This is a genomic window from Phenylobacterium sp. LjRoot97, assembly GCF_964254345.1.
GTDB lineage: Bacteria > Pseudomonadota > Alphaproteobacteria > Caulobacterales > Caulobacteraceae > Phenylobacterium.
Genome location: NZ_CAXUTH020000001.1, coordinates 1592243 through 1613253, shown reverse-complemented (window position 1 = coordinate 1613253; position 21011 = coordinate 1592243). Strand labels below are relative to the sequence as shown.

Below are 21011 nucleotides of genomic sequence, written 5' to 3'. Positions count from 1 at the left end.
CGATATGGGCGCCGTCCAGTGACAGAACGATGGCTTTGCGTGTCGGGCCTGAAATACAAGATAGGTATGCCCAGCCACAACACTCGTTGAAGCTTACAATTCCGTATTGAGGTCATCGCTGCAAAGAAAACGGGCGCCCGAGATCGGACGCCCGCCTTGAACAATCCTTGAGGAAGACCTCTAGACGTCGTAGCCCGGCAGCGACCGATCCAGCAGACGCAAAGCGCCCGGCCAGGCCAGCCCGCCGCCCAGACCGCGCGACATCTGCGCCTTCACTTCGTCCTGCGCCGCCTGCGGGGCGAGCAGCACGTTTTCACGGCCGGCCGACAGCGCCATGACCTGCTGTTTACAGGCCCGCTCCAGGTAGAACATGTTGATCCAGCACTCGGCGGCGGTTTCCCCGACCGTGAGGGTGCCGTGGTTGCGCAACAGCATCATCTTTTTCTCGCCGATGTCGGCGACCAGTCGCTCGCGCTCGTCCAGATTGAGGGCGATCCCCTCATAGTCGTGATAGGCCAGCATGGTGCGCACGATCAGCGCATGCTGTGACAGCGGCAGCAGGCCGTCCTTCTGCGCCGCGACCGCCACGCCCTGGTCGGTGTGCAGGTGCATGACGAAGTGGGCGTCTTCGCGAGCCGCGTGGATGGCCGAGTGGATCGTGAACCCCGCCGGATTGATGAAGTACGGGGTCTCCTGGAGGATGTTGCCTTCGAGGTCGATCTTGACCAGCGCCGAGGCGGTCATCTCGCCGAAGTACATCCCATAAGGATTGATCAGAAATTGGTGATCGGGCCCCGGCAACCGCGCCGAGATGTGGGTGTAGATCGCATCGTCCCAGCCGTAGAGCGCAACCAGCCGGTAGAGCGCAGCCAGGTCGACGCGCGCCTGCCATTCCTCGGCGCTGACCTTGCCCTTCAACGAGCTCACGCTCGCGATCGAACCATCGGCCATGACGGCCTCCCTATGCATGTCTTTGTCTGATCGTTGATCACCAGAGTCGCGCCGTCGGCGCCAAGCGTCAAGCACGGCCTGCAGCGTTGAATCTGTTCATCAAACGGCCGTTGACACCAGGGCCTGTTGGGCGGAAGATTTTGTTAACGACAAGATCTGCCCGCGCATCACGAACCACGGCTTGTCGGTCCGCCTGTTCCTAGGCTGGGGATGGCGGACCCTTAGTGAAATTTCGACGTCGCCATGCTCGGATGCGGAGGTCGTTGTGTCTTACACGACGTTTAAGCTCGCCGCGGTCGCGGCAAGCCTCGCCTTGGCCGGAACATCGCTCGGCGGGACAGCGCAAGCCGCCACCGTTTACAAAGCGATCCTGCAGGGAGCCAACCAAAACCCGCCCGTCGCCTCGCCGGGCGACGGCGTGGCCTTCCTCACCGTCGACGGCGACCTGCTGACGGTCTCGGCGACGTTCAGCAACCTGATCGGCGACGTGGCCGCAGCCCACGTCCACTGCTGCGCCGCCGCGCCGACCAACGTCGGCGTCGCCACCCGGATCCCGAGTTTCCCGAGCGGCGTCACCAGCGGCAGCTACAATCATGCCTTCGATCTCGATGCGCCAGGAACCTACAACGCCGCATTCGTCACCGCGAACGGCGGCACGGCGCAAGGCGCCCGCGCGGCGCTGCTTACCGGCCTGAACGGCGGGCAAGCCTACTTCAACATCCACACGACATTCGCGCCGGGCGGCGAGATCCGCGGTCAGTTCGCCCTGATCCCGGAGCCGGCCAGCTGGGCGCTGATGATCGCCGGCTTCGGCCTCGCCGGCACGGCCATCCGCTGGCGCCGATCGGCCTTCCGGACCTGAGCGGTCAGGCCGTGGTCTTCACCCGCGCCACGGCGTCCAGCCAGCGGGCGTAGGCGGCCTCCCGTCCATGGCTCGACAGGGTCGGCTCCATCCGTTCGGTCGACGGCCGAGCCGCCGCCGCCTCTTCGACGCTGGCGTAGACGCCCGCCCCCAGTCCGGCGAACAGCGCCGCACCAAGCGCAGTGGTCTCCATGTAGGTCGCCCGCCCGACCGCGACGCCGGTCAGGTCAGCCAGCCGCTGGCTGAACCAGGCGCTGCGCGACATGCCCCCGTCGATACGCAGCTCCACATCCCGGCCAAAGGCGCCGGGCGCGTCGGCCCGCATCGCCTCGATCAGGTCCCGGGTCTGCAGGGCGCAGGCGTCGAATGCGGCGTGCGCGATCTCGGCCAGGCCGGTGTCGCGGGTCATCCCGAACAGGCCGCCGCGGGCATTGGCGTCCCACCACGGCGCGCCCAGCCCCGTGAACGCTGGCACCAGCACCACGCCGTGATCGTCGCGTGCGGTCTGGGCCAGTTTCTCCACGCCGCCGCCGCCGCCGGGCACGCCCAGACCTTCGTTGACCCATTGCAGCGCCGCGCCGGCGATGAAGATCGAGCCCTCGAGCGCATAGGTCGCCCGCCCGCCTAGCCGCGCCGCGACGGTCGTCAGCAGCCGCGAGCGCGACGGCGCCAGGTGCTCTCCAGTGTTGACCAGCATGAAGCAGCCGGTGCCGTAGGTGGCCTTCATCTCGCCGGCGCGAATGCAGCCCTGCCCCATCAGCGCCGCCTGCTGGTCACCGGCCACGCCGCGGATCGGGATAGCCCGCCCCAGCAGCTCAGGCGCGGTCGCGCCATAGTCGCCGGCGCAGTCCAGCACCGTCGGCATCAGCGCCCGCGGCACGTCCAGCATCTCCAGCATCTCGTCCGACCAGGCCTGGGCCTTCAGGTCGAACAGCATGGTGCGCGAGGCGTTGGTGGCGTCGGTGGCGTGCACCTTCCCGCCGGTCAGGTTCCAGATGACCCAGCTGTCCATGGTCCCGGCCAGCAGCTCGCCGGCCTCGGCCCGCGCCCGCGCGCCCTCAACCTGTCCCAGCATCCAGGCGATCTTGGTGCCTGAGAAGTATGGATCCAGCAGCAGGCCGGTGATGTCCGTCACCTGCGGCTCGCGTCCGGCCGCCCGCAGCCGCTCGCAGGTCGGCGCGGTGCGCCGGTCCTGCCAGACGATGGCGCGGTGGATCGGCTTGCCGCTCGCCTTGTCCCAGATCACCACCGTCTCGCGCTGGTTGGTGATGCCGATGGCCGCCACGTCTTCCGCCGGGCGGCCGGACTTGGCCAGCGCCTCGCGCAGAACCGCCACCGAGGCGGCGAAGATCTCTTCGGCGTCGTGCTCGACCCAACCGTCGTCCGGATAGAACTGCTCCAGCGGGCGGCCGGCCTCCGCGAGGGGCGCGCCCGTGGCGTCGAAAACGATCGCCCGCGTCGAGGTGGTGCCTTGGTCCAGCGCCAGGATCAGAGGTTCGGCCATCTTCCACCCCGCCTTTGCTCGTCTGGCGGGCGACTCGCCGCCCGCATGGTCAACAGGTTGTAACCATGTTTTCATCCGCTCCGAGCAGATTCGAAGTGATCGCCGGGGACGCCAGATTGAGTGTGGCCGCCAAGACCGATGAGCTGCTGAATCTGGCCCGCAGCCGTGCGCCGGCCGATCGCGAGCGCCTGTTGCTGGCCATCGTCGAGCTCTGCGACGCCGGCGAGAGCGCCGCAGGGCTGATGACCTCAAAGCCGATCCAGGCCCTGCTCAACTCGATCTTCATGTCCCTGGTCGTCGAGGCGGAGCGCGACATCCGCCGCCGCCTTTCGGAAAAGCTGGCCCAGGCCGAATGGGCGCCCTCGGCCCTCGTCAACGTCCTGGCTTTGGACGACATCGAGATCGCGCGTCCGGTCATCGCCGGCAGCCCGGTGCTCAAGGATCACGATCTCGTCCGCCTGCTGGTCGAGGCGACCATCGAACACCAGATCGAGGTCGCCCGCCGCCCCAATATCGGCCCGCCGGTGGTTGCAGCCATTCTTCAGCAGAGCGAGCCGGCCGTACTGACGGCGCTGGCCGGCAATCCAAGCGCCGCACTCAGCGAGCACGACCTCAGCGTCCTGGTCACGGCGGCGCAGCGGATCGCCGCCATGCGCTCGCCGCTCGCCCGCCACCCCGGGCTCACCGACGGCCTGGCGCGGCAGCTCTACCTGTGGGTCGGCCAGGCCCTGCGGCACTCGCTCGTCGACCGCTTCCGGCTCGACGCCGCCGAGCTCGACGCCGCCCTCGCCGCCTCGGTGCGCGAGGCGCACGGCGGATCGGCCCCGGCCGCCCGCACGGAACGCGATGGCGAGCGCGAGGAGATGGAGCGGCGGCTGGTCGCCAAGCTCGACGCCGCCGGCCAGCTGCGGCCGGGATATCTCATCCGCTCGCTCAAGGAGGGACGTCTCACCCTGTTCCTCGCCAGCCTGGCGACGCTCGGCCGGTTCGACCAGAACCACGTGCGCCGGGCGGTGAACTCCGACCGCCCGGAACTGCTGGCCCTGGCCTGCGCCGCCGTCGGCATCGACCGCAGCGTTTTTCCGACCATCCTGGCGATGGTCCGCGACCTCAACGGCGGGCTGCCCGGCGGCGGCCAGGAAGGTGCACGCCGCGCCGGCGGCGCATTCGGCCCGTTCGACGCCCACATCGCCGGCGCCGCCTTCCGCCGCGCGGTGAACCCCGGTTGACGGATCGCCCGTTTCACGGACTTTAGCCGCGCCATGTTCAAGCCTGAGCCCTTCGTGACCCGTCTCGCCTTCGCGGCCAGCGACCGCCCTGAGGCGCAGGACGCGCGCAACGTGCTGGTTTCCCGCTACGGCGAGGCGAGCGACGATGACGCGCAGGTGATCGTCGCGCTCGGCGGCGACGGCTTCATGCTCGAAACCCTGCACGAGAACCTCAAGAACGGCCGCCCGATCTACGGCATGAACCGCGGCTCGGTCGGCTTCCTGATGAACGAGTACAGCGAGGACGCGCTGCTCGAGCGGATCAACGCCGCCGAACGCGCCGTCATCCATCCGCTGTCCATGGTCGCCATCGACGCCGCCGGCCGCCGTCACGAGGCGCTGGCCATCAACGAGGTCTCGCTGCTGCGCCAGACCCGCCAGACCGCCAAGCTGCGCATCTCCATCGACGGCAAGGTGCGGCTGGGCGAGCTCTCCTGCGATGGAGCGCTGGTCGCGACCCCGGCCGGTTCCACCGCCTACAACCTCTCGGCCCATGGCCCGATCATTCCGCTCGACGCCAAGATCCTGGCCCTGACCCCGATCAGCGCTTTCCGCCCGCGTCGCTGGCGCGGCGCCTTGCTGCCGCATACGGCCCAGGTCACCTTCGAGATCCTCGAAGCTGACAAGCGTCCGGTCAGCGCCGTGGCCGACAATTTCGAGGTCCGCGACGTCGTGGCCGTGCAGATCGCCGAGAACCGCGACGTCGCCCTGCACATGCTGTTCGACGCCGGCCGCAGCCTCGAGGAACGCGTCCTCGCCGAACAGTTTTCCGTGTGATTACCGCCGGTTCCCGGCTCATCCGTTGTTAACGCCTGTCTTCTAGGGTGCCCCACGTTGTCCTAGGAGGCGCGTAGTGAGCCAGCAGAACCCGGTCATCCAGCCCCCCAGCCTGCGTCTGAAGGTCGGCGGTCGGTTCGGCGCGATCGATCCGAGCGCCATCGCCAAGGCCGAAGCGGCGCTTAGGAGCCTCTCCGGCAACTTCGCCCAGTGGCTTTCGGAAGAAGTCATCAAGCTCGACGCCGCCCGCCAGCTCGTCCGCGACGCCGGCGTCACAGCCGAGACCATGGAGACGCTCTATCTGCGCGCCCATGACCTCAAAGGCCTGGGCACCACCTACGAATTCCCGCTGATCACCCGCATCGGCGCCTCGCTGTGCCGGCTGATCGACGACAAGGACAAGCGTCTGACCGTCTCGCTACCGCTCGTCGACGCCCACATCGACGCCATCAAGGCCGCGGTCCGCGACAGCATCAAGACCGACGACCATCCCGTCGGCCGCATCCTGATCGAAGAGCTGGAGCGCAAGGTCGCCGCGGCGGCCTAAGCGCTACATCACGTTCGCCAGCGGCTCCTCGACCACGCCGTAGCCGGCGTCCGGCGGCAGCACCAGAACCTTGCCGCCCGGGCGATCCTGGATTTGCGGCTCGACCGTCACCAGGGTCCGCCCCTTGGCTCGCGCCACGCAGTCCTCGGCGCTCGAAGCCTCGGCCAGCAACTGCACGTTCATGCGGGTCGGGAAGATCACCTTGCGCTCGCCGGCCTGCGCCAGACGCAGCACTTCGCTCGGCGCGATCCACTCAGCGTCGACCGTCTCGCGACCGTCGCAGGCCGCCACCTGGTCGTCCGGCGCGTCCACCACATAGAACCAGGTGTCGAACCGCTTCGGGGTCAGCGGCGGCGTGATCCATCGCGCAAAAATCGTCAACGCATTCAAGTCGATGACCACGTCCAGCTCACGCACAACGTCAAGAAAGGCCAGTTCCCCGCGATCGACCTTCAGCCGCACGTCCAGCGGCGCCGCCTCCCCGCCGATCGGACCGCCGTCAGCGCGCCGCCCCAGCAGGATGCCGGCCTCCTCGAACACCTCGCGGATCGCCGCGATCCGCAGGCCGCGTTGCTCGGCGTCGAAGTCCGCCCAGCCCAGCGCCCGTTCGGCCCAGGCGTCGTCATGGTCGCCGGCGTGGCTCTTGCCGCCCGGGAACACCAGCGCCCCGGACGCGAAGTCGATCTGGTGATGGCGCTTGACCATCAGCACTTCGAAGGTCGGCGCGTCGCGCAGCAGCAGAATCGTCGCGGCCGGCTTGATGTCTGGCGATGTCATGGAGGCCAGCTTGGGAGCCTCGCCCCCGGGGCGCAAGTGTGACCCTAGGGCAGCTTCAGGCGCTGACCTGCCGCCCCTGCGACTCGGCCCGATAGGCCGCCCGGGCGTCCGCCGACAGCCGGTCCATCTTGTCGAGCAGGTAGTCGGAATCCTCGCGGCTGGCGATGTCGACCTGGGTCAGGAACCGCTGCAGCATCCGCTCCTGGAAGCGTTCGCGGTCCCGCGCACCGCCGTCGAACTCCATCGAGTGATAGGTGTCGACCCCGGCCCGGAACGCGCCATAGAGCCGCGCCGGCATCCCGGCCCGGTCGTAAATCGCCTTCAGGCCCAGCGGCCCGGCGTCGTGGATCATCAGCCAGGTCCGGTGATGCGGCACGCTGGCCAGTTCGGCCAGCCCCCACTCCAGGAAGGTCATGTGCCCCTGGGCGAGGGCACGCAACAGCAGCGAGGCGGTCAGCCGGTCGTGCTGTCGCAGGTGGCCGACAAAGGCCTTCACGTCGCTCGTGCGGCCAGCCTGATCGACGAGGTCGACGGTGGCGCGCTCCTGCGCGCCCATGGCGATCTCCAGCGCCAGCTCGGCCGAAATCTCGTGTCGGTTCAGCAAGTGGTCGCGCACCTGCTCGCCCACCAGACCGACCAGCTTTTCCGTGACCGACAGCGGCAGGGCGTTGCGGTAGGCCATCGCCGCCAGCACCTGCTCCGAACGTTCGAAACGGGTCACCGCCGCGTCCAGCGTCTCGTCGGCGAACTGGGCGTTGTCGTTGGCGCAGGCCGCCTCGACCGCGACCTCCTCGCCGTGCTCGACGATCGCCTGCGTGACGGCTTTCGACACCTGCGGGCGCTTGGCCACTGCGAGCTGCCGCAACGGGCCGCCGATCCGCACGATCTCCACCAGGTCGGCGTCGGTGAACACCGGCGACGCGCCGAGGATCGGCATGCAGATCCGCTCCACGTCCTCGGCCAGCCGCACCGCCACGTCATGCGGAACCAGCGGCGAACTCTTCAAGGTCACCGACAGCGCCTCGCGCACCATCTCGGCGGCGTCATGCGCCATCACCCGCAGGATTTCCTGGGCGTGCGCGCGGTCCTCGTCGCTGAGCACCGCCGCGTCGAGCCGACGGCAGATTTTGCGGGCTGCGAAGGCACGCTCGTCCGGCGTCGCGCCCTTGACCAGCGTGCGGATGTCCTCGTCCGTCAGCGCCGCCCGCGTCGTCGCCATAACCCTGCCCCCGATGGGGGCCTCAACCCCCGCCAAAAGGATAATCTAAGGTTAAGCTTAACGAACAGTTGCCCGCTTGGCTGTGGATTTACCCTGCCGCGTAACTGATCGCGAACCCTGCCGCGATATGGTTCCACCTGTCGCCGAGGAACCCGATTCATGCTGGTCGAGACCGATAAAACCAAGACCCGAGGCGGGTCATCGGTCACCCAGCAGGCCCTCGAAACCCAGACATCCCTTCTGCCGTACGCCCTGGCCGTGTTCGCGGTCAGCCTGCCTCTGCTAGTCTGGGCCGGATCCTACGCCAGCAACGCCGTCTGGATGACCGGCACCTTCGCGATCTTCGCCATCGCCTGGGGCGTGTTCTACGCCGCGGTGAACTGGCTGAAGGAGCCGCAGGCTCTTAACGACCTGCGCAAGCGCGGCCAGATTCACATCTTCTGCGGCCTGATCTGGGCCGCGGCCGTGGCCCAGATGGCGGCGTTCGGCGACGGGGCTGGTCCGGTCCGCGGCGAGCTGATGCTCATCTCGGTGGCCGCCGCCGTCATCGTCATCTTCTTCACCGCGCCCTGGCTGCCCAGCCTGCTGATCGTCGGCTCGGCCACCGCCGCAGGACCGCTCTATTTCCTGCTGCGCAATCCGGCCGACCGCACGATGGCGAACCTGGCCTGGGGCGGCATCGCCCTGGCCCTCGCCTTGGCCCTGATCCTCAACCGCATCCTGCGCCGCCAATTCGCGCTGGCCGCCGAGCGCGAGGTGCTGATCGCCGACCGCGACCTGCGCATGGACCAGGCTCGCCAACTCGCGCAGTCGAAGTCAGATCTGGTCGCCACCCTCAGCCATGAAATCCGCAACGGCCTGACCGGCGTGGCCCACGTGCTCGCCTCGGCCGTCGGCCACAACGGCCGCAGCGCACCGTCGCGCGAACAACTGTCGGCCGCCCTCGACGCCGCCAACGACCTGATCTCGGTGCTCAACACCACGCTCGACTCCGAGACAGCCGAGGCCGGCCGCCTGGAAGTCGACACCCATGCCTTCGACGCCGTGGCCCTGATCCGCGACCTGGTGATCCTCAACCGCCCCAACGCCGCCTCCCGCGGGCTGGAGCTCTCGCTCCACGTCGCCTCCGAGCTGGCGGTGATGGGGAGCGGCGCGACCGTCGCCGATGCTCATCGCGCCCGTCAGATCCTCGCCAACCTGCTCGGCAACGCCCTAAAGTTCACGGTCCGCGGCCGCGTCGAGGCCCGCGTCGAGCTCGCCGCGCCCGGCCGCCTCTCGATTGAGATCGCCGACACGGGTCCTGGCCTGGCCAAGGAAGAGCTCGAGCAGGCGTTCGAGCCCTTCAATCGCATCGCCCGCACCAGCGCCGGCACGTCCGGCGCAGGGCTCGGCCTCTCGCTCTCGCGCCAGCTGGCCCGCCTGATGGGCGGCGAACTGTCGGCCCACAGCGCCGTCGGCGTCGGCTCCTGCTTCCGCCTTGAGCTGCCCTTCGACGCTGGCGCCCAACCCGAACGGGAACTGGAGGCGCCGGTCGAACTGGCCGCCATCCTTCCTGAGGCCCGTCAGCGCATGCGCGTCCTCATCGCCGAGGACGACGCCCTCAACGCCGCCATGCTGCGCGCGGTGGTCGAACAGCTGGGCCACCAGGTCGTCCACGCCGTCGATGGCCAGCGCGCCCTCGACCTGGCGCGGGTCTGCGAGTTCGACCTGCTGATGATCGACGGCCGGATGCCCAACCTCGACGGGCCTGCAGCGATCGCCGCGATCCGAGAGCTCGAGGGCGACAACGCCGGGGTGCCGATTGTCGCGGTCATCGGCGGCGACGCCGACGAAGCCCAGGAATGCTCGCAGGCCGGCGCCGACGTCGTGCTGCGCAAGCCGGTCAGCGTCGCGGCGGTGGCCCGCGCCGTGGCCGACGCCGTCTCCATCGACCGCGTTGCCCAGCCCGCGCGCTCCGTCGCCTAGGACGTCGAGTGGACCGGGCTGACGCCCGGGCGCCCTTGAGACTGAGCCTCGCCCCCGCCAAGATGCCCCCAACAACAAGGGAGGCGCGCGTGCTGCTGCAGGGTCTGAAGGTCGTCGAATTCGCCTCCTATATCGCCGCACCCGGCGCGGCCGGCATTCTCGCCGACTGGGGCGCGGAGGTGATCAAGGTCGAACGGCCGGAAGGCGACCCGATGCGCCACGTCTTCGGCGACGCCAAGAGCGACATTTCGGGCAACCCGACCTTCGGCCTCGACAACCGCGGCAAGCGCGCCGTGGTGCTCGACATCTCCAAGCCGGAGGGCCGCGACGCCCTCGCCCGCCTCGCCGCCCAGGCCGACGTCTTCCTGACCAATGTCCGCCCCGCCGCCCTCAAGCGCGCCGGCCTCGACGAGGCGACGCTGCGGGCGACCAATCCGCGGCTGATCTACACCATGGTCACCGGCTATGGCCTGGAAGGTCCCGACGCCGCCAAGCCGGGCTTCGACGTCACCGCCTTCTGGTCGCGGGCCGGCGTCGCCCACATGCACGCGCCCAAGGGCACGGATCCGTTCATCCTGCGCACCGGCGTCGGCGACCACATGACCTCGCTAGCCACCGTCTCGGCGATCCTGGCGGCGGTGGTCGAGCGCCAACGCACCGGCGTCGGGCGCGTCGTCCAGACCTCGCTGCTGGCCACGGGCATCTACGCCGTCAGCTCCGACCTCGCCGTGCAGCTGGCGTTCGGCAAGCTCGCCTCCAATCGTCCCCGCAGCGCCCCGTTCGATCCACTGGCCAACTTCTACCGCAGCCGCGACGGCCACTGGTTCGTGCTCAACCCCCGCGGGGCCAGCAACGACTGGCAGCTGCTCTGCAAGACCTTCGAGCGGCCCGACCTGCCGACCGACGAACGCTTCGCCTCCGGCCGCGTGCGCCGGCAGAACAGCGCCGCCCTGGTCGAGCAGTTCGACGCCGCCTTCAGCCAGCTCGACTTCGAGGAGATCGCCCGCCGCCTGGACGAAGCCGATCTGGTCTGGGCGCCCGTGCAGACGCCCGCCGAGGTCGCCGCCGATCCGCAGGCCGCGGCCGCCGGGGCCTTCGTCGATCTGGAAGATGGTCAGGGCGGGACCTATCGCTCGCCGGCCGCGCCGGCCCGCTTCCCGGGCGCAGATCTCGACCGCCGCCCGCCGGCTCCTGGCCTGGGACAGCACACCCGCGAGGTCCTGACTGAGCTCGGCTATTCCGGTGCGCAGATCGACGCCATGCTCAACGCCGGGGCCGCCGCCTAGCGCCTGCTCTAGCTGGCCTTGTCGCGGGCCTCGGACAGCACCCGCAGCATCTCGCTGGTGAACAGCGATCCAGTCATCCGCTGGCCGGCGCTAGCGTCGTCGTCGGACTTGGTCCCGCGCAGGATCAGGTCGACCATCGCGTCCTGGCTCGCCTGCAGCTGCTGCTGACGCGCCGAGGCGTACTGCACGAAATTGGTGTCGGGCGCGGGCTGGCGCGGCGCGGTCGGGGCCGGACCGTGCGCGCCCTTGGTCAGGTTCGCATAGACTTCGGACACCGTCGCCGGGCGGCCGTCGCGATAGAAGATCGAGCGGTTCGCGCCGGCCGCATCCGGAAACATCGCCGCCGCGCTCGCACCCGGCTGGGTGCGCACCGCCTCGATCAGCCGCGCCGAGCCCTGCGGGCCCAGAAAGTGAGCGGCGTAGAGCTCGCCCGCCGTCGGCGCGCGGCCGACGCGGCCCTTGAGGTACGAGGCGTGGTCGGAGGTCAGCTCCCCGGCCATCAGCGACGCCGCATGCGGATCCATCCGCAGGTCCATCACCGCCTTGCGCGCCTCGGCGCCGGCCACCCGATAGCGGCCGTCCGCCCCCTTGGTGATCAGCTCGGAATAGCGCGCATAGCCGTACTTCGCGCCATGCTGCTTGAGGGTCGCCAGCCAGGTCTGTTCGACGAACTGGAACAGGCCCGCGGCCGAGGACGTCGGGGCCTTGGCGCGCGGATTATAGCCGCTCTCGCGCGCGGCGGTCTTCATGAGGAAGGTGAAGTCGACGCCAGTGGCGTTCGAGGCCCGCTGGATCGCGGCCTCCACAACTCCCCTGATTCCCTCGATCGCCATGGGGCCAGATGTGCCCCGACATGGTTAACGCGTCGCTAACCATGTTCTTTGGCCAGGACCGCTTGCGTCAGACGAGGCGGCTCCCGATCTTGCGCTTCCCATCTTCCGCGAGGACCGCCGATGACCCAGCCGCTGCTCACCTTCAACGACGGGGCGGCGCTGCCCCAACTCGGTCTTGGCGTCTGGCAGGTGCCCGACGACGAAGCCGCCGTCATCGTCCAGGCCGCGGTCGACGCCGGCTACCGCCACGTCGACACCGCGGCCATCTACCAGAACGAAAAGGGCGTCGGCGAAGGGCTCAAACGCGCCGCGGCCGGCGGCGAGGTGGCCCTGACCACCAAGCTCTGGAACGAGAGCCAGGGCTATGACCGCGCCCTCAAGGCCTTCGACAAGTCGCTCCAGCGTCTCGGCCGCGACAGCGTCGATCTCTACCTCATCCACTGGCCCTGCCCGAGCCAGGACCTCTATGTCGAGAGCTGGAAGGCGCTGGTCCGCTTGAAGGAGGAAGGCCGCACCAAGTCCATTGGCGTCTCGAACTTCACGGCCGAAAACCTGCGCCGCATCGTGGGCGAGACGGGCGTCGCGCCCGCCGTGAACCAGGTCGAACTGCACCCGCGCTTCCAGCAGACCGCCCTGCGCGTCGCCCACCAGGAACTGGGCGTGGTCACCGAGTGCTGGAGCCCGCTCGGCCAGGGCAAGGTCCTGGAGGATCCGGTGATCGGCAAGATCGCCGCCAAGCACGGCAAGACCCCGGCCCAGGCGATCATCCGCTGGCACCTCGACAACGGCTTCCTGGTGATTCCGAAGTCGGCCAATCCCGACCGCCTGCGCCAGAACTTCGCCGTCTTCGACTTCGCCCTCGACGCCGAGGACATGGCCGCCTTCGCCACCCTCGACAGCCCCGACGGCCGCATCGGCCCGGACCCGGTGAAGTTCGGCTGACTCAGGCGGCGGCGGGGCGGCGCCACTTGGTCACCGCCCCGCCGCCTTTGCGCTTCTCCACGGCCAAGCTTCAGACACGATCGCGGCGCGACCCTTTGTTTCAGCGACGAAAAACAAAGGGAGGTCGCCAATGGTCATCCGTCAGTTCATGCCGGTCGTGCTCGGCCCGTCGAAGCCTCGTTCCGGCCGATCTCCGGCCGTTACAGCGGCCATCGCCCTGTCCGTGATCGTCCACGGCGGCCTGGCCGCCTATCTCGCCGTCAAGACCTGGACGCCGCCCGAGCCCGAGGCGCTGCCGGAAGGCCCGATCATCAACGTCCAGACCTGGACGCCGCCGCCCCCGCCGGCCAAGCCGGTGATCCAGCAGCCCGAGCGCAGCGTCTCACCGCGTCCGCCGGTCACCCTCGACCTGCCGTTCACGCCGCCGCCGCCGATCCCGATGGCCCCGACGCCGTCGCCCCCGCCGACGGAACCGGTCACGACGCTCGCTCCGCCGGCGCCGCCGACACCCGCGCCCCCGGCCGTGATCGTGGCGCCCAACTGGCTCAAGCGCCCCGGCGCGTCTGAGTTCGCCCGCTTCTATCCGGACTCCGCCCAGCGGCGCGGCGTTGGCGGCACGGCGACGATCTCCTGCCAAGTCAGCGCCGCCGGCTCGCTCAGCGGCTGTTCGATCGCCCGGGAGTCGCCGGCCGACGAAGGCTTCGGGCGCGCGGCCCTCAAGCTCGCCCCCTACTTCCGGATGAGCCCGATGACCCGCGACGGCCAGCCGGTGGAGGGCGGCACGGTGCAGATCCCCATCCGCTTCAACCTCGGCGGATAGGACTCGGCCTCGGCCTGCTCAGTAGCTCTTGGGCAGGCCGAGCACCCGCTCGGCGATGTAGTTCATCACCATTTCACGGCTGATCGGCGCGATCCGCGCGATCATCGCCTCACGGAAGTAGCGCTCGACGTCGAACTCCTTGGCGTAGCCCATGCCGCCATGGGCCAGCACCGCGGCCTCGCAGGCATGGAAGCCCGCCTCGCCGCCCAGGTACTTCGCCGCATTGGCCTCGGCCCCGCACTCGCGGCCGGCGTCGAACAGCGCCGCGGCCTTGAACGCCATCAGGTTGGCGGCCTCCAACTCGGCCCAGGACTTGGCCAGGGGATGGGCGACGCCCTGGTTCTGGCCGATCGGCCGGCCGAACACGACGCGCTCCTTGGCGTAGTTCGAGGCCTTCGCCAGCGCCGCGCGGCCCAGCCCCACGGCTTCGGCCGCGAACAGCACCCGCTCGGGGTTGAGCCCGTCCAGCAGATAGTAGAACCCGCGCCCCTCCTCGCCGATCAGGTCGCCGGCCGGGACCTCGAGGTTGTCGATGAACACGCTGTTCGACTCGACCGCCTTGCGGCCCATCTTCGGGATCACCGTGGCGCTGATCTTCGAACGGTCGAAGTCGGTGTAGAACAGGCTCAGGCCCTCGGTGGCCTTCTTCACCTGATCCTTCGGCGTGGTCCGCGCAATAATCAGCATCTTGTTGGCGCGCTGGGCCATGGTGGTCCACACCTTGCGGCCCGAGATGACATAGCCGTCGTTGGTGCGCACCGCGCGCGTGGTCAGGCTGGTGGTGTCGAGGCCGGAATCCGGCTCAGTGATGCCGATGCAGATCTTGTCCTCGCCGGACATCAGCCGCGGTATCGCCCGGTTCCTGAGCTCCTCGCTGCCATACCTGACGATAGGCATCGGTCCGAAGATGTTCAGGTGCATGGCGCTCGCGCCGGAAAACCCCGCGCCTGACTGCGTCACCGCCTGCATGACCAGCGCCGCCTCGGTCAGCCCCAGGCCCGCCCCGCCCAGCTCCGCCGGCATCGCCGTGCCCAGCCAGCCGCCGGCCGCCATGGCGGCCACGAACGCCTCGGGAAAATCACCGGTCTCGTCGGTCTGGCGCCAGTAGTCGGCGTCGAACTGGGCGCAGAGCCGGCCCACGCTCTCGACGATGGCTTCCTGTTCCTCGCTCAACCAGAAGCCGCTCATCGATCTCTCCCTACTTCGCCGGCGCGTCGAACCTCGCCGGACTCATGGCTTCGGCAAAGGGACCAGCTTCCCCTTCCGTCACGCAAGCCACGATCAGCCGGGCGACCAGCGGGGCCAGCAGCCAGCCGTTGCGCCGCGCGCCCACGGCCAGCAGCACGTCCTGGTGCCTTCCCCGCCCGACCATCGGCAGGCCGTCAGGCGTCGCCCCGCGCACGCCTGTCTCGGCCGCGAAACTCGCCCCGGCCAGGTGCGGGAACAGCCGCACGCCCGCGGCCTTCAGCGGCTCGACCTTGGCGGGCTCGACCGCGCGGTCGCCCAGGCCCGCCTCCATCGTCGCCCCGATCGTCAGCCCGCCCGGCGCGCCGGTGACATAGGCCCCCTGCCCGCGCACGACCACGCCGCGATAGGCCCGATCACGGGTGCGCAGGATGTGCCCCTTGATCGGCGAGACATGTGACAGCTCCGGCGCCACGACCGCCAGGTCGCGGCCCGCGCCGGTGGCGATCACCAGCCGCTCGCCGCCCTCGAAGCCGGTGGCCGCCTGCTGGTGAAACTCGACACCTGCTTCGGCCGCCGCCCGGCGCAGCGCCGCCAGCGCCGCGCCGGCCTCGATCCGCCAGTCCTCGCGCACCAGCAGACCGCGCCGCCAGCCGTCCGCCAGATCAGGGGCCAGGCCCGCCAACGCACCGCGCTCGAGCTCGGTCGGATGCAGGCCCAGCCCACGGAGCGCGCCATCGATGCCGGCCAGAAAATCGTCGTCGCCGACCGCCACCGCCCCGGCGCGATCGACTGTCAGGCCGATCCGCGCCTCCAGCGCCGGCCACAGGTTTCGCGCGGCCATCAGCAGGGAAAAGTGCGGCGTGGCGCTGGGATCCAGCACCGCCTCGAACGCCGGCGCCAGCATCCCGGCCGCCACGCCCGAGGCGTTGTCTCCCGGCTGCGCCGCATCGAACACGGTGACGCGCGCGCCCGCGTCGGCCAGGGCCAGGGCGGTGGTCAGGCCCAGCGCGCCGGCCCCGGCCACGGTGATCTTGGGGCCTTTGCTCATGGGCCTAACGAGCGGGCTTCGCGCTCAAAATCAAGTCCCGGGCGACGCCCCGCGCCGATAGCGCCGCAGGCCAAGGTGGAACAGGCCCGCAGCAAGGGCGCCATAGCCCAGCGCCGAGGCGACCACGATCGTCACGGCTCCGAGGCTCGGCTCGCGCAGCATCTTCACCGGGGCCAGCACCACGAACGCCGCCGGCAGCACCGTATAGGCGGCGACCTTCACCAGGCCCTGATGGATCGATCCCGGATAGCTGGAGAACAGCAGCGTGAAGTCGGTCAGGTCGCGGGCGAAGCTGCGCGCCCCGGCCGCCCAGAACGCCAGGCTGGCGAACGAAATCGCAGCCGAGACATAGACCGTGCCCCCGGCCGCGACGGCCAGGAGCAGCAACGGCAGCTGTTCCCAGCGTACCTGCGCGAACAGCAGCAGGACCGCGACGCCGCAAACCAGGTCACCCCAGGCGGTGGCGATGCTTTCGCGGGCCAGCAGCCGCGCGATCAGGCCCGCCGGCTGGGTGAGCAGGCCGTCCAGCTCGCCGCGGACGATAGACCCGGCCATGTCGCGGTAGCCGCCGGCTAGCGCTCCTGCCAGGCCGACGATGCACATCATCAGCCCCAGCAGCAGGGCGACATCGGCCATGCCCCAGCCGCCGACGCTGCGAAAGCCGGCGAAGAACAACGCCCACAGGGTCAGGAACACCAGGTCGTTGACGATCATGCCGCCGACCTGGAGCGCGAAGTTGGCCTTGTCGGCGAACGACATCCGCACCGAAGCCGCGGCCTCGGCGGCGTAGAGGCGCAGGAAACGCATCATACCCCTCCCCGCCGCAGCACCTTGGCGAGGCCCGCGCGCCAGATCGCCAGGCAGGCCGCGCTCAGCACGCCGATCCACAGCAGCTGCCAGCCCAGCCCGATCAGGAACAGCTCAGGCGCCATGGTCATCGCCGCCGGCCAGTAGAGATGCGCGGCGAAGGGCGAGGCCTTGGCGATCGCTTCCATCAGCGGCGGATAGAGCGTCACCGGCGCATAGAGCCCGCCCAGCAGGAACATCAGCTTCTGGATCACCAGCTGGAACGGCAGCACTCGCCGCGCCCAGAACGCCATCAGCCCGGCCAGGGCGTAGAGCAGCACCCCAACGACGACGCCCAACACGCCCAGCACCAGCAGCCGGGGAAACGCCTCGGCCGGCGGCCACGCGCGGCCCGACGCCGCCAGCAGCGCCAGCGCCGTGATCCCCAGGGCCGCCAGCCGCACGAAGGCCGCGCCCAGGTTCTGGCTCAACACCTGGATCAGGTACGACTTGGGCCGCAGCAGATGCGGCTCCAGCCCGCCCGAGCGGATGTCGTCTTCGAGCCGCAGGTGGGTGGCCGGCAGCGACAGCGTCACCCACTCGGTCGCCCCGATGTAGAGCGCCAGCCCGCCCGCCGGCAGCGCATAGGCCAGCGTGCCGGGCAGTTGCTCGGCCGCGACCTTGTCCCACAGCGCCGACAGCACCAGCAGCAGGATCACGAAGAACACGCAGCGCCCGGCCAGCACCGGCCAGGCCGCCAGCGTCTCGCCTGCCCCGACCCGCAGCGCCGCCCAGGCCGCGCTCGCGCCGCGCCGGGCCTCAACGACCGCCAGAGTAGATGTCATGGATCACCTCCTCCATCGGAGGGTCCTCGATGGTCACGTCCTCGATGCCGCCCTTGGCCAGGGCCGCGGCGATCACCTGTTCGACGCGGGTGACGCGGGTGTCGACCTCCAGCACCGTGGTGTGCGCAGCCGTCGAACGACGGATGACGCCCGGCAGGTCCAGGCAAACCTCCGCGCTCGCTGACTGCAGCGTCACGACCTTGCGGCCCAGGAACCGGCGGCGCAGCTGATCCGTCGACTGGTCGACGACGATCCGGCCCTCGCCGACGACGATCACCCGCTCGCAGACAAGCTCGATGTCGCGGGTATCGTGCGAAGTCAGCGCCACGGTCAGCCCGTGGTCGCGGGCGTGCTCGCGCACGAAGTCGCGGATCGCGGCCTTGGCGGTCACGTCCAGGCCGATGGTCGGCTCGTCGAGGAACAGCAGCTCCGGCCCATGCAGCAAGCTGGCGGTGATCTCGCAACGCATCCGCTGACCGAGCGACATGCGGTTGACCGGCTGGTCCATCAGCTCCGCCAGGGCGAAGCGCTCCGAGAGCTCGCCGAGCCGCCGGCGCGCCGTCGCCTCGTCCTGGTCGTAGATTTTCGCCAGCAGCGCAAAGGAGTCCCGCGCCGGCAGCTCGCCCCACAATTGGGACCGCTGCCCGAACACCACGCCGATCCGGTAGGCCAGCGCCTTGCGCTGGCGCCAGGGGACCAGCCCCAGCACCTGCGCCTGCCCGCTCGTCGGCTCCAGAATGCCCGACAGCATCTTGAGGGTGGTCGACTTGCCCGCGCCGTTCGGCCCGATGATCGCCACGCGCTCGCCCGGCGCGATGTCGAACGACACCCCGGCCACGGCCTCGATGGTCACCTGCTGGGACGAAAACGCGCCGGCCAGCCCGCGGCCGCGCTTGGCGTAGCTATAGCGCTTGCAGAGGTTCCGGACGGTGATGGCGGGCGTGGTCGACATGGGCGGGGCTCGGATGGCGGGTCTGGGAGGCAAGGTGCGGGCATGCGAAGTACGTCGGGCGCGGGTAAGCGAGCCCTTGGTAATTCGGCATGTTCGAAGCCTTGCCGGCCATTGCGTTCAAATCCGATCCGCCGCGAACACGTTCGCGGAACGCGGGTAGGTGTAAGTCGAGCTTTCGCGCAATGCAACTAGCGCGGACGAAACAGCGCCTCGAGGCCCTGGATCACGTCCTCCATCAGGGTCGAGTCCCCGCTCTCGTCGGCCTGGGTCAGCGCGGCCGCGCCATGGCCGCAGGCCCAGACCGCCAGGGCGACCTTGTGGATGATGGCCGGATCGACGCCCTGCTGGCTCGGCGCGCCTGAGATCACCTCTTCCAGCACCGCGAAGGCGCTGTCGCGGGCCTCGGCCACATCGCCCTCAGCGATCAGGGCGGCGTCGAACATCAGCTCGTAGAGCGCCGGCTGGGCGCGGGCGAAATCGAAATAGGCCAGCGCCGTCATGCGGATCGGCGTGGTCTCGGCATGGGCTCCGGCCTCACGCAGGCTGACCTCCAGCTCGCGAAACCCCATCGCCGCGAGCCCGGCCAGCAGCGCGGCCTTGGACGCGTAGTGGTGATACACCGATCCCGCCGCGATCCCGGCCCTGCCGGCCAACGCCCGCAGGTTCAGCTCCGAGCGCCCGCCCGCCTCCAGCAGCGCACGCGCTTCATCCAACAGCAGGGTTCGCAGATTGCCGACATGGTACGGACGGCGCCGGGCGCCTTGATCGGTCCAGACCATCACGCCGCTCCCGCCGGGGCGTACGAAATCGAATGCGCGCTGGCGCGGCGTGGCATTGGCGTCCTCCCTATCCGAACGATGTTCTCAAGCTCGTCCCGGCTTGTCGAGGCCGCCGTGCGCCTGTGAGCGACAAAGTGAGCGTTGATCACCCAGCCGCCCCCCGCTAGCGTCACGCATACAAGAATTTTCGTGGGGAGTAGACGATGGCCGCGGACGTGAAGGTCGCCATTCTAGGCGCTGGCTTCGCTGGCCTCTGCATGGGTTTGCGACTCAAGGCTCAGGGCGAATCGTCATTCCTCATCCTCGAAAAAGCCGATCGAGTCGGCGGCACCTGGCGTGAAAACGTCTATCCCGGCGCCGGTTGCGACATCCCCAGCCACCTCTACTCGTACTCCTTCGCGCCGAACCCCGATTGGCCCGAAGTCTACTCCGCCCAGCCCGACATTCTCGCCTACATCGAAGGCGTCGTTGAGCAGCACGACCTCGCCGGCCACATCCGTTTCGGCGCCGAAGTAGCGGGCGCGACGTGGGACGAGGCGGCCGGGCATTGGTCAATCTCGCTTGCGGACGGCTCCAGCCTGACCGCCGAGGCCTTCGTCACCGCCTGGGGCCAGCTCAACCGTCCCAAGCTGCCGCCGATCGAGGGCCGCGAGAGCTTCGCCGGACCAGCCTTCCATTCCGCCCATTGGGACGCCTCGGTCGATCTGGCCGGCAAGCGGGTTGCGGTGATCGGCAACGGCGCCAGCGCCATCCAGTTCGTACCGGAAGTCGCCAAGGTCGCCGGACAGCTGACGCTGTTCCAGCGCTCGCCGAACTGGATCGTGCCGCGCATGAACCGGCCTTACACCGACGAGGAAAAGGCCCAGTTCCGCGCCCGCCCGGAGCTGATGGAAAAGGTCCGCAGCGACATCTTCCACATGGCCGAGGACCGGCTGATCGCCAAGCGCAACGGGACCGCGCCGGTCGAGGAGGTCCCGATCCCGCTGGCGCACCTGCACGCCCAGGTCGCCGACGCCGAGCTGCGCGCCAGGCTGACGCCCGACTACGAGGTCGGCTGCAAGCGGGTGCTGATCTCCAACGACTTCTACCCGGCCCTGACCCGGCCGAACGTCGAATTGGTCGTCGACGCCATCGCCCGCATGACGCCGCAGGGCGTCGTCGATGCGACCGGCCGCCTGCACGAGGTCGACGTGGTGATCTACGCCACCGGCTTCGAAACCAAGTCCTTCGCCGGCGAGACCGCGATCAGCGGCCAGGCCGGCGTCACGCTGGCGCAGGCCTGGGCGTCCGGACCGGAGGCCTATCTGGGGATCGCCGTCGCCGGTTTCCCCAATCTTTTCATGCTCTACGGCCCAAACACGAACCTCGGTCACAACTCGATCATCTACATGATCGAGGCCCAGGTCGGGTATGTGCTGCAGGCCTTGGCGCAAGACCGCCCGCTCAGCGTCAACCAGCAGGCCCAGTCCGCCTACAACGACAAGATCCAGGCCGAGCTCGCCCACACCCCGTGGGCGGGGTCCTGCACCAGCTGGTACAAGACCCCGGAGGGCAAGATCCTCAACAACTGGCCAGGCTCGGCCCAGGCCTACGCCGAGGCGGTCGGCCGCTTCGACCTGGCCGCCTATGAGCCGGCGCGCGCCGCCGAACCGGCCGAGTAAC

General features: G+C 69.5%; 19 protein-coding genes and 1 pseudogene. 9 read left to right on the top strand and 11 right to left on the bottom strand.

Annotated features, from left to right (window positions below; all coding sequences use genetic code 11):
* Positions 1-180: 180 nt before the first annotated feature.
* Entirely contained in the window at positions 181-951 is a 771-nt protein-coding gene (locus ACSQ2H_RS07835; protein ID WP_436060878.1) for a class II aldolase/adducin family protein, read from the bottom strand.
* A gap of 265 nt (positions 952-1216) precedes the next feature.
* Between ACSQ2H_RS07835 and ACSQ2H_RS07830 the strand changes: the two genes are divergently transcribed.
* Entirely contained in the window at positions 1217-1813 is a 597-nt protein-coding gene (locus ACSQ2H_RS07830; RefSeq protein ID WP_436060877.1) for a CHRD domain-containing protein, read from the top strand.
* Between the two features lie 4 nt (positions 1814-1817).
* On the opposite strand, the gene glpK is transcribed toward ACSQ2H_RS07830, so the two are convergent.
* Positions 1818-3317 carry a glycerol kinase GlpK gene (gene glpK / locus ACSQ2H_RS07825; RefSeq protein WP_436060876.1) on the bottom strand — a complete coding sequence of 500 codons (1500 nt, stop codon included), beginning with the start codon at positions 3315-3317 and terminating at the stop codon, positions 1818-1820.
* A gap of 116 nt (positions 3318-3433) precedes the next feature.
* On the opposite strand from glpK, the gene ACSQ2H_RS07820 reads away from it, so the two are divergent.
* The 3 genes from ACSQ2H_RS07820 to ACSQ2H_RS07810 all read left to right on the top strand — a co-directional run bounded on the left by ACSQ2H_RS07820 (position 3434) and on the right by ACSQ2H_RS07810 (position 5909).
* Positions 3434-4546 (top strand): DUF2336 domain-containing protein, encoded by a 1113-nt coding sequence (locus ACSQ2H_RS07820; protein ID WP_436060875.1) that lies wholly within the window; start codon positions 3434-3436, stop codon positions 4544-4546.
* A gap of 33 nt (positions 4547-4579) precedes the next feature.
* Positions 4580-5362, top strand: a complete 783-nt coding sequence (locus tag ACSQ2H_RS07815) for an NAD kinase (RefSeq protein WP_293405844.1) — start codon at positions 4580-4582, stop codon at positions 5360-5362.
* A gap of 76 nt (positions 5363-5438) precedes the next feature.
* The gene (locus ACSQ2H_RS07810; RefSeq protein ID WP_436060874.1) at positions 5439-5909 is read left to right on the top strand and encodes an Hpt domain-containing protein; all 471 of its coding nucleotides are present in this window, start codon (positions 5439-5441) and stop codon (positions 5907-5909) included.
* 3 nt (positions 5910-5912) lie between these two features.
* Here the strand turns inward: ACSQ2H_RS07810 and ACSQ2H_RS07805 are convergent, their stop codons facing one another.
* Together ACSQ2H_RS07805 and ACSQ2H_RS07800 are read right to left on the bottom strand one after the other, a co-directional pair.
* Positions 5913-6695, bottom strand: a complete 783-nt coding sequence (locus tag ACSQ2H_RS07805; RefSeq protein WP_436063555.1) for an NUDIX hydrolase — start codon at positions 6693-6695, stop codon at positions 5913-5915.
* 46 nt (positions 6696-6741) lie between these two features.
* A complete protein-coding gene (locus ACSQ2H_RS07800; RefSeq protein ID WP_436060873.1) occupies positions 6742-7905 on the bottom strand; it encodes a DUF2336 domain-containing protein in 1164 nt (387 codons plus the stop codon).
* Positions 7906-8064: 159 nt separating this feature from the next.
* Here ACSQ2H_RS07800 and ACSQ2H_RS07795 point away from each other — a divergent pair, with 159 nt between their 5' ends.
* Together ACSQ2H_RS07795 and ACSQ2H_RS07790 are read left to right on the top strand one after the other, a co-directional pair.
* Complete coding sequence (locus ACSQ2H_RS07795; RefSeq protein ID WP_436060872.1) at positions 8065-9870, top strand: hybrid sensor histidine kinase/response regulator; 1806 nt, start codon at positions 8065-8067, stop codon at positions 9868-9870.
* Between the two features lie 89 nt (positions 9871-9959).
* A complete protein-coding gene (locus ACSQ2H_RS07790) occupies positions 9960-11156 on the top strand; it encodes a CaiB/BaiF CoA transferase family protein (protein WP_436060871.1) in 1197 nt (398 codons plus the stop codon).
* A gap of 8 nt (positions 11157-11164) precedes the next feature.
* On the opposite strand, the gene ACSQ2H_RS07785 is transcribed toward ACSQ2H_RS07790, so the two are convergent.
* Entirely contained in the window at positions 11165-11989 is an 825-nt protein-coding gene (locus ACSQ2H_RS07785) for a transglycosylase SLT domain-containing protein (protein ID WP_436060870.1), read from the bottom strand.
* A gap of 120 nt (positions 11990-12109) precedes the next feature.
* On the opposite strand from ACSQ2H_RS07785, the gene ACSQ2H_RS07780 reads away from it, so the two are divergent.
* Both ACSQ2H_RS07780 and ACSQ2H_RS07775 read left to right on the top strand, forming a co-directional pair.
* Positions 12110-12931: an aldo/keto reductase gene (locus ACSQ2H_RS07780; RefSeq protein WP_436060869.1), complete on the top strand. Its 822-nt coding sequence runs from the start codon at positions 12110-12112 to the stop codon at positions 12929-12931.
* A gap of 130 nt (positions 12932-13061) precedes the next feature.
* A complete protein-coding gene (locus tag ACSQ2H_RS07775; RefSeq protein WP_436060868.1) occupies positions 13062-13751 on the top strand; it encodes an energy transducer TonB in 690 nt (229 codons plus the stop codon).
* 18 nt (positions 13752-13769) lie between these two features.
* On the opposite strand, the gene ACSQ2H_RS07770 is transcribed toward ACSQ2H_RS07775, so the two are convergent.
* From ACSQ2H_RS07770 to ACSQ2H_RS07745, 6 genes and pseudogenes are all read right to left on the bottom strand, one after another.
* On the bottom strand, positions 13770-14939 hold the full coding sequence (locus tag ACSQ2H_RS07770; protein ID WP_436060867.1) for an acyl-CoA dehydrogenase family protein: 1170 nt from the start codon (positions 14937-14939) through the stop codon (positions 13770-13772).
* Between the two features lie 10 nt (positions 14940-14949).
* Complete coding sequence (locus ACSQ2H_RS07765) at positions 14950-15987, bottom strand: NAD(P)/FAD-dependent oxidoreductase (RefSeq protein ID WP_436060866.1); 1038 nt, start codon at positions 15985-15987, stop codon at positions 14950-14952.
* Between the two features lie 30 nt (positions 15988-16017).
* Positions 16018-16794: an ABC-2 family transporter protein gene (locus tag ACSQ2H_RS07760; protein WP_436060865.1), complete on the bottom strand. Its 777-nt coding sequence runs from the start codon at positions 16792-16794 to the stop codon at positions 16018-16020.
* Positions 16794-17618: an ABC-2 family transporter protein gene (locus tag ACSQ2H_RS07755; protein ID WP_436060864.1), complete on the bottom strand. Its 825-nt coding sequence runs from the start codon at positions 17616-17618 to the stop codon at positions 16794-16796. Before ACSQ2H_RS07755 ends, ACSQ2H_RS07760 begins: the two co-directional genes overlap by 1 nt.
* Positions 17593-18444, bottom strand: a pseudogene (locus ACSQ2H_RS07750) (ABC transporter ATP-binding protein); the annotation flags it as partial. The gene ACSQ2H_RS07755 and the pseudogene ACSQ2H_RS07750, both read right to left, overlap by 26 nt.
* A 314-nt stretch (positions 18445-18758) precedes the next feature.
* The gene (locus ACSQ2H_RS07745; protein WP_436060863.1) at positions 18759-19349 is read right to left on the bottom strand and encodes a TetR/AcrR family transcriptional regulator; all 591 of its coding nucleotides are present in this window, start codon (positions 19347-19349) and stop codon (positions 18759-18761) included.
* Between the two features lie 203 nt (positions 19350-19552).
* On the opposite strand from ACSQ2H_RS07745, the gene ACSQ2H_RS07740 reads away from it, so the two are divergent.
* Positions 19553-21010 (top strand): flavin-containing monooxygenase, encoded by a 1458-nt coding sequence (locus ACSQ2H_RS07740; RefSeq protein ID WP_436060862.1) that lies wholly within the window; start codon positions 19553-19555, stop codon positions 21008-21010.
* Position 21011 lies beyond the last annotated feature (1 nt).

Excerpts from the sequence above, each read along its gene's own strand:
- ACSQ2H_RS07835 (WP_436060878.1), bottom strand. The coding sequence starts at position 951 with ATGGCCGATGGTTCGATCGCGAGCGTGAGCTCGTTGAAGGGCAAGGTC.
- glpK (WP_436060876.1), bottom strand. The coding sequence starts at position 3,317 with ATGGCCGAACCTCTGATCCTGGCGCTGGACCAAGGCACCACCTCGACG.
- ACSQ2H_RS07815 (WP_293405844.1), top strand. The coding sequence starts at position 4,580 with ATGTTCAAGCCTGAGCCCTTCGTGACCCGTCTCGCCTTCGCGGCCAGC.
- ACSQ2H_RS07800 (WP_436060873.1), bottom strand. The coding sequence starts at position 7,905 with ATGGCGACGACGCGGGCGGCGCTGACGGACGAGGACATCCGCACGCTG.
- ACSQ2H_RS07795 (WP_436060872.1), top strand. The coding sequence starts at position 8,065 with ATGCTGGTCGAGACCGATAAAACCAAGACCCGAGGCGGGTCATCGGTC.
- ACSQ2H_RS07785 (WP_436060870.1), bottom strand. The coding sequence starts at position 11,989 with ATGGCGATCGAGGGAATCAGGGGAGTTGTGGAGGCCGCGATCCAGCGG.
- ACSQ2H_RS07780 (WP_436060869.1), top strand. The coding sequence starts at position 12,110 with ATGACCCAGCCGCTGCTCACCTTCAACGACGGGGCGGCGCTGCCCCAA.
- ACSQ2H_RS07775 (WP_436060868.1), top strand. The coding sequence starts at position 13,062 with ATGGTCATCCGTCAGTTCATGCCGGTCGTGCTCGGCCCGTCGAAGCCT.
- ACSQ2H_RS07770 (WP_436060867.1), bottom strand. The coding sequence starts at position 14,939 with ATGAGCGGCTTCTGGTTGAGCGAGGAACAGGAAGCCATCGTCGAGAGC.
- ACSQ2H_RS07765 (WP_436060866.1), bottom strand. The coding sequence starts at position 15,987 with ATGAGCAAAGGCCCCAAGATCACCGTGGCCGGGGCCGGCGCGCTGGGC.
- ACSQ2H_RS07760 (WP_436060865.1), bottom strand. The coding sequence starts at position 16,794 with ATGCGTTTCCTGCGCCTCTACGCCGCCGAGGCCGCGGCTTCGGTGCGG.
- ACSQ2H_RS07755 (WP_436060864.1), bottom strand. The coding sequence starts at position 17,618 with ATGACATCTACTCTGGCGGTCGTTGAGGCCCGGCGCGGCGCGAGCGCG.
- ACSQ2H_RS07745 (WP_436060863.1), bottom strand. The coding sequence starts at position 19,349 with ATGGTCTGGACCGATCAAGGCGCCCGGCGCCGTCCGTACCATGTCGGC.
- ACSQ2H_RS07740 (WP_436060862.1), top strand. The coding sequence starts at position 19,553 with ATGGCCGCGGACGTGAAGGTCGCCATTCTAGGCGCTGGCTTCGCTGGC.